Annotated in this window: 12 protein-coding genes and 2 pseudogenes; 5 read left to right on the top strand and 9 right to left on the bottom strand. The window is 65.8% G+C overall.

What is annotated here, in order from left to right:
• The first annotated feature begins 325 nt into the window (after window positions 1–325).
• From EF294_RS21185 to EF294_RS21175, 3 genes are read left to right on the top strand one after another with little or no spacing between them, the layout of a single operon-like run.
• On the top strand, window positions 326–1,057 hold the full coding sequence (locus EF294_RS21185; protein ID WP_123933155.1) for a DUF5666 domain-containing protein: 732 nt from the start codon (window positions 326–328) through the stop codon (window positions 1,055–1,057).
• A 59-nt stretch (window positions 1,058–1,116) separates the two neighbouring features.
• On the top strand, window positions 1,117–1,782 hold the full coding sequence (locus EF294_RS21180; RefSeq protein ID WP_123933153.1) for a response regulator transcription factor: 666 nt from the start codon (window positions 1,117–1,119) through the stop codon (window positions 1,780–1,782).
• Window positions 1,779–3,179 (top strand): sensor histidine kinase, encoded by a 1,401-nt coding sequence (locus tag EF294_RS21175; RefSeq protein WP_123933151.1) that lies wholly within the window; start codon window positions 1,779–1,781, stop codon window positions 3,177–3,179. The genes EF294_RS21180 and EF294_RS21175 overlap by 4 nt, the downstream gene beginning before the upstream one ends.
• Here the strand turns inward: EF294_RS21175 and EF294_RS21170 are convergent.
• The 9 genes and pseudogenes from EF294_RS21170 to EF294_RS21130 form a co-directional block, all read right to left on the bottom strand.
• Window positions 3,124–4,218 (bottom strand): alpha/beta fold hydrolase, encoded by a 1,095-nt coding sequence (locus EF294_RS21170; RefSeq protein WP_123933149.1) that lies wholly within the window; start codon window positions 4,216–4,218, stop codon window positions 3,124–3,126. The two genes, EF294_RS21175 and EF294_RS21170, sit on opposite strands and share 56 nt — an antisense overlap.
• Before the next feature lie 38 nt (window positions 4,219–4,256).
• Window positions 4,257–5,198: a MerR family transcriptional regulator gene (locus tag EF294_RS21165; protein WP_123933147.1), complete on the bottom strand. Its 942-nt coding sequence runs from the start codon at window positions 5,196–5,198 to the stop codon at window positions 4,257–4,259.
• A gap of 156 nt (window positions 5,199–5,354) precedes the next feature.
• On the bottom strand, window positions 5,355–5,669 hold the full coding sequence (locus EF294_RS21160) for a hypothetical protein (protein ID WP_246008014.1): 315 nt from the start codon (window positions 5,667–5,669) through the stop codon (window positions 5,355–5,357).
• 50 nt (window positions 5,670–5,719) lie between these two features.
• Window positions 5,720–6,905: pseudogene (locus EF294_RS21155) on the bottom strand (globin domain-containing protein).
• A 54-nt stretch (window positions 6,906–6,959) separates the two neighbouring features.
• Window positions 6,960–7,442, bottom strand: a complete 483-nt coding sequence (locus EF294_RS21150; RefSeq protein ID WP_123933145.1) for an RrF2 family transcriptional regulator — start codon at window positions 7,440–7,442, stop codon at window positions 6,960–6,962.
• A 210-nt stretch (window positions 7,443–7,652) separates the two neighbouring features.
• Window positions 7,653–7,967, bottom strand: a complete 315-nt coding sequence (locus EF294_RS21145; RefSeq protein WP_123933143.1) for a DUF2516 family protein — start codon at window positions 7,965–7,967, stop codon at window positions 7,653–7,655.
• A gap of 40 nt (window positions 7,968–8,007) precedes the next feature.
• Window positions 8,008–9,120, bottom strand: a complete 1,113-nt coding sequence (locus tag EF294_RS21140; protein WP_123933161.1) for an ATP synthase subunit B family protein — start codon at window positions 9,118–9,120, stop codon at window positions 8,008–8,010.
• Between the two features lie 60 nt (window positions 9,121–9,180).
• Window positions 9,181–9,699, bottom strand: a complete 519-nt coding sequence (locus EF294_RS21135; protein ID WP_123933141.1) for a helix-turn-helix domain-containing protein — start codon at window positions 9,697–9,699, stop codon at window positions 9,181–9,183.
• Window positions 9,700–9,806: 107 nt separating this feature from the next.
• Window positions 9,807–11,141 (bottom strand): DUF445 domain-containing protein, encoded by a 1,335-nt coding sequence (locus EF294_RS21130; protein ID WP_123933159.1) that lies wholly within the window; start codon window positions 11,139–11,141, stop codon window positions 9,807–9,809.
• A 52-nt stretch (window positions 11,142–11,193) separates the two neighbouring features.
• Here EF294_RS21130 and EF294_RS21125 point away from each other — a divergent pair, with 52 nt between their 5' ends.
• A complete protein-coding gene (locus EF294_RS21125) occupies window positions 11,194–12,027 on the top strand; it encodes a TetR/AcrR family transcriptional regulator (protein ID WP_246008015.1) in 834 nt (277 codons plus the stop codon).
• Window positions 12,024–12,692: pseudogene (locus EF294_RS21120) on the top strand (SDR family NAD(P)-dependent oxidoreductase); the annotation flags it as partial. The gene EF294_RS21125 and the pseudogene EF294_RS21120, both read left to right, overlap by 4 nt.

Below are 12,692 nucleotides of genomic sequence, written 5' to 3'. Positions count from 1 at the left end.
AGTCTCATTCTGTCACGCAGACAGGGCATTTCGTCTATCCCACACCGCCCGACCACATACGAATCGGTGGATCGAGGCTTAGGCTCTCCGTCGTCCAGATCGTTTCGACCCAGAATCCGCCGACACCGAGCAGACGTGCCACGGCGTCGATGCGCTCCCCCGCGGGTGCATCGCAGATGGCGGCGACCTGCGCGCCGCGGGCCACTTCAGCAGACCCTCGCAGATCCGGCAGCCCGCCGGTCGACCGAAAAGCCGTCGGTCCTATCGGGTCAACCTTCAGAAAGCCTTCAGTTGCCCCCTACTCCCCCGCCCTACGGTGGTCGCCATGTCAGACACCGAGAATCAGCACGAACCCCGGCAACCGCACGGCGGCGCACCCGACGATCCCACCACCCAGTTCGGGACCGAACCCATGTCGACGGACCCGACGTCACCCGCGCCGATGTCACAGGGGGCGAACCCGACGACGCCGATCGCACCGATCCCGGGGGAGCCGGGCCCGTACACCGGCCCACCCCCTTCCGGGTCACTGCCGTCCGGGTCACCGCAGGGGCAACCGGGCACTCCCGGTCCGGCACCCAAGCCGTCGTTCTGGTACCGCCAGCGCACCGCGCTGCTCACCGGGGCCGCCGCACTCATCGTCGGCGGTCTCATCGGGGGAAGTATCGGCTGGGCCACCGGGCACGACGACTCGCACACACAGCCAGTCGCAGCCGCTGCCCAGCACGACAAGAAGGCCCGCCGCGATGCCGCCCTGGCGGCGGGCCGACGTGGGGTGGCCGGCGAGATCACCGCGATCAACGGCCAGACCTGGACTATCCAGACCCACGGCGGCAAGACGGTGACCGTCGACATCACCGGCGACACTCATTTCGGGACCGAACGGAAGCCGCAGGAGCAGAGCGACTTCGCCGTTGGCGACCGGGTCCTCGTCGCCGGGACCAGAAGTGGCGACACGGTCACCGCGCGCATCGTCGCCAAGCGTCCGACGCCGGCCAACTCCGCGACACCACAGGCCAGCGGTGCACCGGCCCCGGCCTCGGCGCAACCGAGTTGATCGGCCACGGCAGTCGACGATGACCGAGACATGCCCGCGAGCTGGCAGAATCACCTGACATGAGCGCCACGGTCCTCGTCATCGAGGACTCGACCCCGATCCGTGTCGCGGTGGCCGCGGCGCTGACCGAGGCCGGGCATCGGGTCCTCGCACGCCCCGACGGTTCTCGACTCGAACACGATCTGGCACAGGCGCGACCCGACGCGGTACTGCTCGACGTCATGCTGCCCGGTTCGGACGGTTTCACACTGCTCGACGTGGTACGGCGGCGCAGCGACGCCGGCATCATCATGGTGACCGCCCGCGACGCTGTCGCCGACCGATTGCACGGCCTCACCGAGGGCGCCGACGACTATGTGGTCAAGCCGTTCGAGATGGCGGAGCTGGTGGCGCGGGTCGGCGCGGTGCTGCGCCGACGCGGCGGGCGCACCGACATCCTCTACGTCGACGACCTCGAGATCGACCGTGACAACGGGACGGCGACCCGCGCAGGTGAGCGAATTGCGTTGACGCCCACAGAGTTTCGTGTACTGTCCTACCTCGCGCAGCGCCGCGGCCGGGTGGTCACCAAGACCCAGATCCTCACCGGGGTCTGGGGTTACGACCACTACGACCCGAATCTGGTGGAAGTCAACGTCAGTGCGTTGCGACGCAAGCTCGAGGCCCACGGCCGGCGACTGTTGCACACCGAACGCGGCCGCGGCTATACCCTGCGCCCGTCATGACAACGATCCACACTCGCCTGACCGGCAGTTCGTTGCGCAGCCGGGTGACTGTTCTGGCCGTCGCGGTGCTCGCGGTGTCATTGGTCGCGCTGATCGCGATCGGCAGCGCCCTGTTCGCCGTCGCGGGCCATCGTGCCGCCGGGGCGTTGCTCAGTGATCGGGCCACCCTCGCTCAGCAGTACGCCCGGGCCTCACGCACACCGGAGATCTTCCTGCAGCGCATCGAGGGCCGCTCGGTGCGGGCTCGACTTGAACTCGCCGACGGCGAGGTGTTCGGCCACTCGACCCGCGACGCGGTCGCCCGACGAGCGATCACCCTCAAGGCGCCCAACTCCTCCTGGGCCGACGGCGCGACGCTCACGCTCGCCGTTGACGGCGATCTGCTCGGCGGTGTGCAGTCACGACTGCTGATCGGGATGGCGATCACCGGTTCGGGGGCACTCGTGCTCACCGCGTTGCTGCTGTGGTTCGGGATGCGTTATGCCCTGGCGCCGTTGGACACCATGACCGATGTGGCGCGCTCGATCGCACGTGGCCGTCGCGGTGAACGCCTCACCCCGACCCGGACCGACACCGAGTTGGGGCGCACCGCAGCGGCTTTCGACGACATGCTCGATTCCCTGGAGGGCGCCGAGGCCAATCAGCGCGCCGTGCAGCAGTCGGTGCGGCAGTTCGTCGCCGACGCGGCCCACGAGTTGCGCACCCCGGTCACCGGGGTGCAGGCGATCGCCGAGACGTTGCTGCAGATGGATGCCGACGCATCTGCCGAGGATCGGGAACAGTTACTGCTGTTACTCGTGCAGGAGACCCGCCGCGCCGGACGGCTCGTCGGCGACATGGTCGACATGGCCCGCATCGACGCGGGTCTGGCGCTACATCCCGAGGTGGTCGACCTCGTCGTCCTTGCCGAGGATCAGTGTCGCCGGGTGGCGATCCTGCATCCCGAGCTGACTGTGGTCGCCACCGGTGACGCCCCGACCACACTGGCCGACCCCGGCCGAATCTCGCAGATCCTGGCCAACCTCATCGACAACGCCTGTCAGGCCACTCCGGCCGGCGGGCGGGTCGAGGTTGCGGTCGCCCACGCACCCGACGAGTCCGGCGGGTGGGTGACCGTGACGGTCAGCGACACCGGACCGGGCGTCCCCGACGCCGACCGCGAACGGATCTTCGATCGTATGGTGCGTCTGGATGATTCACGGGATCGACGCTCGGGCGGCGCCGGTCTGGGACTGGCAGTGGCGCGTGGTCTGGCCCGCGCCCACGGGGGCGAGGTGCGTCTCCTGCCGCGCACACCGGACGGCGCGACACGAGGTGCGGTGTTCCGCCTGGAGTTGCCGCTCAGAGCGACGGGACGTGATCAGTCGGCGGGTTCGGCTGCTCCACATCGGCAATGACCGCAGCGAGGGCCTCGTCGACGACGGACCCGGCCTCGATCGTCGACATGTGACCAACCCCGTCGAGTACGACGAGGTCACGGAGGGTTCCGTTGCGCCGCAACACCTCTGCGATCTGCTCGGCGTGCGAGGGCGGGGTCAAACGGTCGGCACTGCCGACCACGATCGTCGTTGGGACCGTCAGCGCATCCAGCCCCGCGGTCACATCCAGCTTGCCCATCGCCGCGCCCCAGCGGGCCCGCGCACGGGGCGGACAACTCATGATCATGTTGTCCACGAACTCGACATGTGAGGCGCGCGCAGTGGTGCCGAGCGCGATGTACTGCGACATCCGCGGCCCATAGGAACTGCGCGGCACCGCAAGCGGCGCCGAGGTGATGAGCTTGGTGACCGCAGGCGCGAACGGTCTGCTGTAACGCGGCAGGTCGATCGGTATGAGTAGGTGATTTTGCATGACCGCCTTGGCCGCGGTGGAGGCGAGCACCACCGCCGACACGCGATCGGACACCTTGTGCGGATACTGCGCCGCCCACGACATGATCGTCATACCGCCCATGGAGTGGCCGATGAGGATCGCTCGGCGCCCGGGCGGGACAACGGCGTCGAGGACGGCGTCGAGGTCCTGGCCGAGGGTCGCGACGGTGGGTCGTTTGCGGCCGAGCTCACTGGCTCCGTGCCCGCGCTGATCGTAGGTGATGACGGTGCGTTCACCGGCGAAGTCGTTGATCTGGGGATACCAATAGGTGGTGTTGCACGTCCATCCGTGCACCGCGACGATTACGTCACCTGCGGTGTCGTCGTCACCGCGTGCACCGGGACCGTAGGTGACCACGTTGAGCCGGGTGCCGTCGGCGGCGCGGACAGTTCTGGTCTCGCTCGGGGCCGTCGGGGTGGCCAGCAGATCGTCGGGACCGTCGTCGACGGCCGGATCGCCATGTAGTGCTTCACGTACCAGTCCGGCACCGATGGTGCCCACCCCAACCCCGATCAGACCTGCCCCGGCGGCGACGGCACCGGTAACCCACCCACGTCGACTCATGTGTCCACCCTCTCCCCAGGACCGGCCGGGCGCGGCGATCAGGACGATCGCGGAGTCGGACGGTGCGTTCGCGGCGTGTCCACCGGCTCCTCGGTACCCGGAGTCGGGTCCTCGGACGTGTCGGGGGACAGCGCGTTCGATGTAACACTACCTGTTGTCATGTTCGGGGCGCTATCGCCTGCGGTCATGGGATCGATGTCCGGAGCGGGTCCGTCGGCCACGTCGGCACTGCGAACATCGGTGGCCGAACCATCGGGGTCGGCGACGTCGAAGTACGTCGACGCCTCGCCGATCGCCCGGGTGATCGCGTCGTCGAGCGCTTTGCGGAAAGTGGTCTCCACGATCTCGTGGGCCATCGGCCGGACCGTCTGGATCAGTTCGGCCATCTTGCTGACCTTGGCCTCGCCAAGGGTCGGCAGGTTCTCGTTGAGGTACTTGTCGGTGATGATCGAGACGAAACTGCGGGCCGCATCCTCGAGGTCGTCCTGCACCCGCACAAAGCGATCGAGCAGCACGTCAATGTCGACGCCGCTCTTGACCAGCACCTCAGCGCCCTCGAGGACCTCCGGGTTCTTGATCGCGTAGTGGGCGCCATCCTTGACCAGCAGCCCGAGTTTCTGGCTGAGCGCAATAGAGCGCTCGCTGGCGTTGAGGGTCTTGCGCAATTCGGTGAAGGTGATCGTGGCCGCGCGTTTGAAGTTGCGGAACCGTCCGCCCTTGGTGGGCGCGTCACGCAACACATGCTCGACCTTCATCCCGTAGTGGGCTGCGTGCAGAAGCTCACTGATGGTGGCAAAGGTGTATCCGCGTTCGAGCATCCGCGAGATGAGATTCAGGCGATTGAGGTGATCGTCGGAGTACCAGCCGGTGCGACCGCGGATTGTCGGCGGCGGCAGCAGCCCACGATCCTGATAGACCCGGATGTTGCGGACGCTGACGCCGGACGCCGCTGCCAGGTCGTTGATCCGATACTCAGCCACGAATGACAGTGTATTCGCCGGATGCCGCGCACCCGGCGACCCTCGCTCGGCGACTCGCGCCTCCCGTCGATCATCTGGCAAAGAGCACTGAGTCATCACGCCGGCAGCACGATCCCGGTAGCGATCAGCAGATACACCGTGACGACTTCTACAAGCCTACGCCCGGTGCGCATGACTGCTTGGGCCATCGGCTCCAGCCGCGAGCACCTCGTCCGAGCGGCGGTTCACCGCGGGCCGGGTTCCGACGGGTCGGAGCGCAAGCACCACCACCGCAACCACGGCGAGGACGCCCGCGGGTTGCCCCACCCATTCCCCGGCGACCGCGCACACAATGAGCACCATCACCGCACCCGCCTCGACGGCGTTCAGCGCACAGAACACCAGCCGCCCGATCCCCAGAACCAGCGGATTGGTCATCCCCACAGCACGGGATTTCAGCGGCGCATCGAGGAACGAAATCGCGATCGCCATGCCCTACCAGACAACTGTGACCGCGGTTGGCACCGCGTACGACACGCTCATCACGACGCGCTGGTGCGCAACCATTCCGGCCCGAATGCCTCATAGTGAATGCGGCCTGACGGCACGTTCCGGTCGAGCAGCTGGGTGCGGATCGAGTCGAGGAACCCGGCGGGGCCACACAGCACGGCGTGAACGCCGTCGACAAGATCGATGCCGTCCAACGACATTCGGCCGCTGCGTACTACCTCGGACTCAAGATGATCGGCACCATGCCGATACCACTGGTAGAGCCGTGCCGAATCGATCTGCTCGACGAGGGCACCAAGTTTGCCTCGATGAGGTTGGCCGGCCCGCGAGTGGTCGGCGTGCAGAACTGTCACCGGGCGGTCGGTGCACGACTCGGCGAGCGCGGTCAGCAGCCCGATCACCGGCGTGCAACCAATACCCGCCGATGCCAGCAGCAACGGCGAATCATTCTCAGGCACAACGCGATCACCGAACGGGATCGAGAGGTGCACCGCGTCGCCCTCGAAGACACTCTCGTGCAGAAACGCCGACACCTCGCCGGCAAGTTTGATGCTGATCTGCCACTCGTCGCGCGCGTGCGGCGTGCCGATCAGGCTGTACTGCCGGATCTGATGCGCGCCGTCGGCCAACGGCACCTGCACCGAGATGTACTGCCCGGGAGAGAATGCCGGAAGATCCACACCGTCGGGCGCGGCCAGGGTCAACGACACCGCATCCGGAGCCACCTGATCGCGTCGGGTCACGACGAGATCACGCCACACCGCACCTGGTTCGACGCCGGCCGCTGCGTATAGGTCTGCTTCTTTACGGCTCAGTACATCGGCCATCTCCCAATACAACTCGTCCCACGCATTGGCGACCTCCGGGATTACCGCGTCACCGAGAACCTCGACGATCGCAGCGAACAGGTGCTCGTGGACGATGGAGTACTGATCGCGCGTGACCCCGAGGGACGCATGTTTGTGCGCGATACGGTCGATGATGAATCGTTGCCGCCGCAGATCGGGTTCGAGTTGCAGCTTGGCGAAGGCCGCGATCGACCCGGCCAACGCCATCGGCTGCTCACCGGAACGCTGGTGGGCGCGGTTGAACATGTCATTGAGCAATGCCGGGTGAGCCGCGAGCATCCGCGCATAGAAGTTTGGGGTGATCTCCCCGAGTGCTCCGTCGACAGGGCAGGGTGACCGCGATGACCTCGCGAGTGAGCATGGTGAGCACGACGACTCCGATCTGATCTGTTCCACAGAGTGGCGGAATCGTTTGTTGCCGAACCTATTCAGATTTGGGTATGGGATTCGGCTCGACCGTGGTACGCCGCCTCGGCGCGACGCGGGGATCGAGGGAGAGCAGGACCGCTCCGGTAGGGTCGGCCACGAGGTCCCCGACCGTCACATCGTCGAGGCTGTCGAAGAAGGCACGGCGGGCGGCGGCGAGCGCACCGCGCAACCGGCATGCCCGGCGCAGCGGACACGGCACTTCACCGTCGCAGTCGACGACTTCGCCGTCACCTTCGAGACTTGCTGCGATCCAACCGATTTGGGCCGTACGACCCAGATCGGTGATCACCAAACCCCCCGCGCGACCCCGGCGTGAGTGGACGACACCGAGTTCGGCGAGGCGGCCTGTCACCTTGGTGACGTGCGCGTACGGCACGGCCATCTCCTTGGCAAGGATCCGCGTGGTCATCAACCTGTCCGAGACAGCCAGGCGCATCACCACGCGCAAGCCGATGTCGGTGAAGCGGGTCAGTTGCATGTGATCATCAGATTGACATCTGCGATGCATATTTGATCAGTGTGGCGCTCATCACTCATCGGTGGGGACGGCCGCCCGGCGTCGTGGCATACGAGAACCGCCCGCAACCGTCATGAGAACGGTCGCAGGCGGCTGGTGAAACCAGTACGCCGCAAACGGGTGTGACGCAGACGGGCAGGACACAGACGGGTGTGCGGACCCGGGTTCAGCTCACCGAATCTTGCGGAACCAATGCTTGTTCTGAATGGAGTCGACACGCGGCCGGACGTCGACGAGGTAGACGATCAGCACGACGACGCCGATGAGGTAGAACAGCGTGGGCGCCTGGAACAGCCAGATGAACAGAGTCGCGAGGGCCAGCAACGACACCCAGAGCACCTTGCTCTGCTTGTCGACCGCCGGGAAGGCGTCGTCGCGCTGCACGGACGCGTGGACGAGGGCGACAATGGCTGCGACGCCGGCGAGCACGGTCAGCACCCACAACACGTAGCTCTGACCGGCGGCGAGGACGTTGACTAAACTCACGCAGCCACTCTAGCTTTTTCTGTCAGTTTTTCTCGGACGCTTAGGGGAGCGGCGACGTGCGTGCGGTCGCCTTCTTCGCGGGGCTCTTGTTGGCTGCGGCGGTTTTTGCTGCTGTCTTCTTCGCCGCAGTGGTCTTCTTCGCAGCAGTGGTCTTCTTCGCCGCAGTGGTCTTCTTCGCAGCAGTGGTCTTCTTCGCGGTGGTGGTCTTCTTCGAAGCAGTGGTCTTCTTCGCAACTTTCTTCGCTGGAGCCTTCTTCGCAGCGATCTTCGTCGCCGCCACCTTCTTCGCCGGAGACTTCTCGGCGGCTGCCTTCTTCGCCGAAACCTTTGCTGCCGCGGTCTTCGTCGCCGGAGCCTTCGTGGCCGCGGTCTTCGCCGGAGCTTTCTTCGCCGCAGTCTTCTTCACCGGCGCCTTCGCGACGACGGCAGGCTTCTTGGCCTCGGCTTCCCCGGCCGCGACCTTGACCTGCGCGGCGCGCTTTGCCGGTACGGTCTCCTTTGCCGCCTCAGCCTTCTTCGCCGCAGGCAACGCCGTGGTGGCCGAACCCTTTGCGCGCGCGGCCTTCTTAGCACTTCGCCGCGAGGTCAATTGTCTCACACCGGTTCCGCGGGCGGCTTGGCCACTGATCAGTTTGGTCTGCGTCGCCAGGGTGCCCAACGTGTCCTCGGTGAGGGCAACGGCGTCGTTGTAGACCTTCTCCAGCTTCGGGAGGTTCTCGCCGAGGAGCGGTTGGGCCTTGAGTCGGTCGACGACCTCTTCGGTGCGCTCGGACAGCGATGCCAGCAACGCGGCCGCAACAGCGAGGTACGCGTCGGCAACCTTGCGCAGTTCCTCCGGGGAGAATCGCGCGCGCAGCTCGTCGATCTCGGCGGGCAGTTCGACGGGCAGGGCGGCGAGTTTCCTCTTGGCCTCCTCGAACGTTGCCAGCGCGCTGGCCAACGTGTCATCAAGGGTGGACTGCGCCGAATCGACTCGCTCGGCGACGCGTTCGGTGAGGTCCTCGCGCGACTCGGAAATGCGTTCCTGTGCCGACTCGATACTCTCGGCGATCTTTGTCTGGGCCTGCTCGGTGGCGGCCTCACCGCGCTCGCGAAAATCGTTGAGCAGGGCCGACACTTGACCCAACGCTGTCGACAATGGGTTGTCCGGCATCATCGGAACTCCTCGATTCGCTTGTGCGGTTGGTGAATTGACCGCCCTAGTCACCTGTGGTCACTTGTCGGGGATCGGCTCGTCGGTGGCATTCTCCTTGCGGAAGGACTCGTAGATCTCGAGCAGCATTTGCTTCTGGCGTTCGCTGATCGAGTCATCGGCGATCAACGCATCACGCACCGGGCTGGCCGGCCGTTCTTCGAGGATCCCGGCACGAACGTACAACACCTCGGCAGACACCCGCAGGCCCTTGGCGATCTGCGCCAACACATCTGCCGAGGGTTTGCGGAGTCCGCGCTCGATCTGACTGAGATACGGATTGCTGACGCCGGCCCGTTCGGCCAACTGCCGCAACGACACCTCTGCGGCCATTCGCTGGGATCGGATGAACCCGCCAATATCCTGCGCTGCGGATGCGACCGCATCCGAGGCGACCGCGGTGACGGCGGTGACGGCTTCCACGGTGTGTCCGACGCCGCCGATCTCGCGATCGCCCTCGTCGGAGCTTGGCACATCGTCGGCGGGATCGTTGTCGGAGCGGTGCTCGGACGTGCTGTCGTGGGGCCTTTTCGCTGTCATGTCACCTCCCGTGGCTCACCGAACCCAGTATCGACCCTCAGTGCTAACACGTGCAAGCACACTGCATGCAGCGCGGCGTGGCGGCGAAGCCCCTCGTCCGGCGGCGGTCAGGAGAAGATAAGGACCGAGACCGTGTAGATCACCAGTCCCGCCAGCGATCCGACGACAGTGCCGTTGATACGGATGAACTGCAGGTCGCGGCCCACCTGGAGCTCAATTTTCCGGCTGGTGTCCTCGGCGTCCCAGCCACGCACGGTCTCGGTGATGACGGAGATGATCTCCCGCGAGTAGTTCGTCGCGAGGTGATTGGCGACACGTGCGACCCACCAGTTCATCTTCTCCTGAAGCGGCCGGTCGTCGCGGATCCGTCTGCCGAGGTTGATCGCAGCGTCGGTCAGGGTGTTGCGCAACGTACTGTTCGGGTCGGCGAGCATCTGTTCGATGACTGCCTTGCCGGTATTCCAGGCGGTCGACGCAGCGCCGGCCACTTCCTCGCTGCCCACGAGTTCGCGTTTGATGTTCTCGAACCGGGCGACCATCTCGGGATCCTTCTGCAGATCGTCGGCGAACTGCTCGACGAATTGGTGCATCGACCGGCGCATCTGATGATTCGGTTCGGTACGGACCTTGTAGGTGAAATCGACGAGCTCGCGGTAGATCCGATCGCCCATGAGATTGGTCACGAACTTCGGTTTCCAGGCTGGTCCGACGTCACTCTCTACCACCCGGTCGATGAGGTCCTGGCTACCGAGCGCCCAATCGTGAGCGCGGTCGCACAGGAGTTGGAAGACCGGCTCGAGACGGTCCTCGGCGATCAACTGATGCAGGATGCGGCCGATCGCCGGCGCCCACTCGGGTTCGGCCGCCCACCGCAGGGTTGCCTGAATGAACTGCTCGATGTCCTCGTCGCGCAACATTTCCGACGCCAACTTGATCGCGCGGGCCGCCTCGTCAGACACTCGTGGGGCGTTGTTCGGATCAGCCAGCCAAGTCGCGACTCGACGTGGGAGGTCCAGCTGCTCGGCGCGCTGCACGATCACCTCGGGCGTCATGAAGTTCTCTTCGATGAAGCCACCGAGCTGATCGCCGATGTCGTCCTTCTTCTTACGGATCAGAGCGGTGTGCGGGATCGGGATGCCCAGCGGGTGCCGGAACAGCGCCGTCACCGCGAACCAGTCGGCCAGGGCACCGACCATGCCGGCCTCCGACGCCGCGTGCACATACCCGACCCACGCGGCGACCTGGGCGCCGTCGCGGTGTTCAAGGTAGCGGGTGACCAGGTAGACAACGGCGGCACCGATGAGGAAGCTGGTCGCCAGCAGTTTCATCTTGCGCAGATCACGGCGACGGCGGTCGTCGGACGCGGAACCGCCCGAGGAGAACCCCGGCGCACTTGTCGGCGTAGCCCGATGCCTGCCGCTACCGGAAACGTCGGTCGTCACAGTTGACACCCATCCATTTCTACCCGTCGGCAGCGACTACGCTGACCGGGTGATCGCAAATCGTCCCAGTCCGGCCGCGGCGGCGCGTGCTGCGGTGACGGCGGCGACGAACGTGACCCGCGGAATCGAACAAGCGTTGCTCGGCGGAGCGGTCGAGGAGCGCGCCAAACCCGACGGTCGTCGGCAGCGTTGGGAAACCCACAAGCGCGAGCGGCGCACCGAACTGACCGACGGGACGATAGCTGCGGTCCGTGAACTCGGCGCGGACGCCGGGATGGACGAGATCGCCCGGCACATCGGCGTTTCGAAGACGGTGCTCTACCGCTATTTCACCGACAAGAATGATCTCGGGGTCGCCACGACGGTGCGGTTCTTCGAGACCATCTTGATGCCGCGGCTGATCGAGGCCATCACCGACGACGTCGACGAGTACACACTGACCCGCACGGTGATCAGCGTCTACGTCCATGCCGTCGCCGACGAGCCCGCCCTGTATCGGTTCGCGCTGTCGGCGTCGCCTAGTTCGTCGGTGACCTCTGCGGAGTCGGAGAAGCTGGTGGCCCAATTGCTCACCTCGACCATCGTGATACGTCTGCGCGAACGGGACGGTGATGCCGCGGGCGCCCAGGTGTGGGCGTACACCCTCGTCGGCGGTATCCAGCGCACCGTCGATTGGTGGATGGGCGAACGATCCATCAGCGTCGACGATCTCATCGACTATCTGACGATGATGGTATGGAGTTCGATCGTCGGGGTCGCCGCGGTCAACGGCTCCCGTACCGCATTCATGACCGACCCTCCGCCGCTGCCCGAGCCCGCAGCAACCGAGGGAGACCGCAACCATCACGGGCCCGGTTCTGCTGACGACGAGACGCCACTGGGGTGAGTCGGGTGGCGTTGGTGACCAGCGCCAGTCGCGGTGTCGGTCTCGGGGTGGCCACCGCACTTCTCGATGCCGGCTGGACCGTCTACACCACTGCACGCAGTGGACGCGGGCCCGACAGGGCCGGGTGATCACCTGCGATCAGACCGATGACGACGCCGTCGGTGCGGTCTGCGAGACGATCAACGAGGCCGAGAGCAGCCTCGATCTGCTGGTCAACAATGTGTGGGCGGCGCCTCGCGGGTTCGGCGGATTCAGCGAACCTTTCTGGCAGCGGCCGGTCTTCGACTGGGATTCGCTGATCGGGGTCGGCGTACGCGCCCATTACGTGGCGTCGTTGCACGCCGGCTGCAGGATCGGGTCTGATCGTCACCATCTCATCGTTCGGCACGCGCGATCACCTGCACTCGGTGCTCTACGGCATGAGCGAGGCAGCACTGGACAAGATGGTCGCCGACATGGCTGTCGAACTGCAGGGCAACGGCGTCCATGCGGTCTCGTTGTGGCTGGGTCTGATCCGTACCGAGTTGCTGCTGTCCCTCGGTGTCGACGAGTTCGCGGGGCTCTCGCCAACTAATGCGCGCGCAGGACTGAGGTTGACCCCGTTTCCCGGACACCGGCTAAGCGGGCTTTCTCGCCGCCTTGTCGATCATGTTCTGTTCGAAAGT

This window comes from Gordonia oryzae, assembly GCF_003797185.1.
Lineage (GTDB): Bacteria > Actinomycetota > Actinomycetes > Mycobacteriales > Mycobacteriaceae > Gordonia > Gordonia oryzae.
Note: the sequence above shows the minus strand (reverse complement) of the source record. Positions and strands in the feature narration are given on the sequence as shown.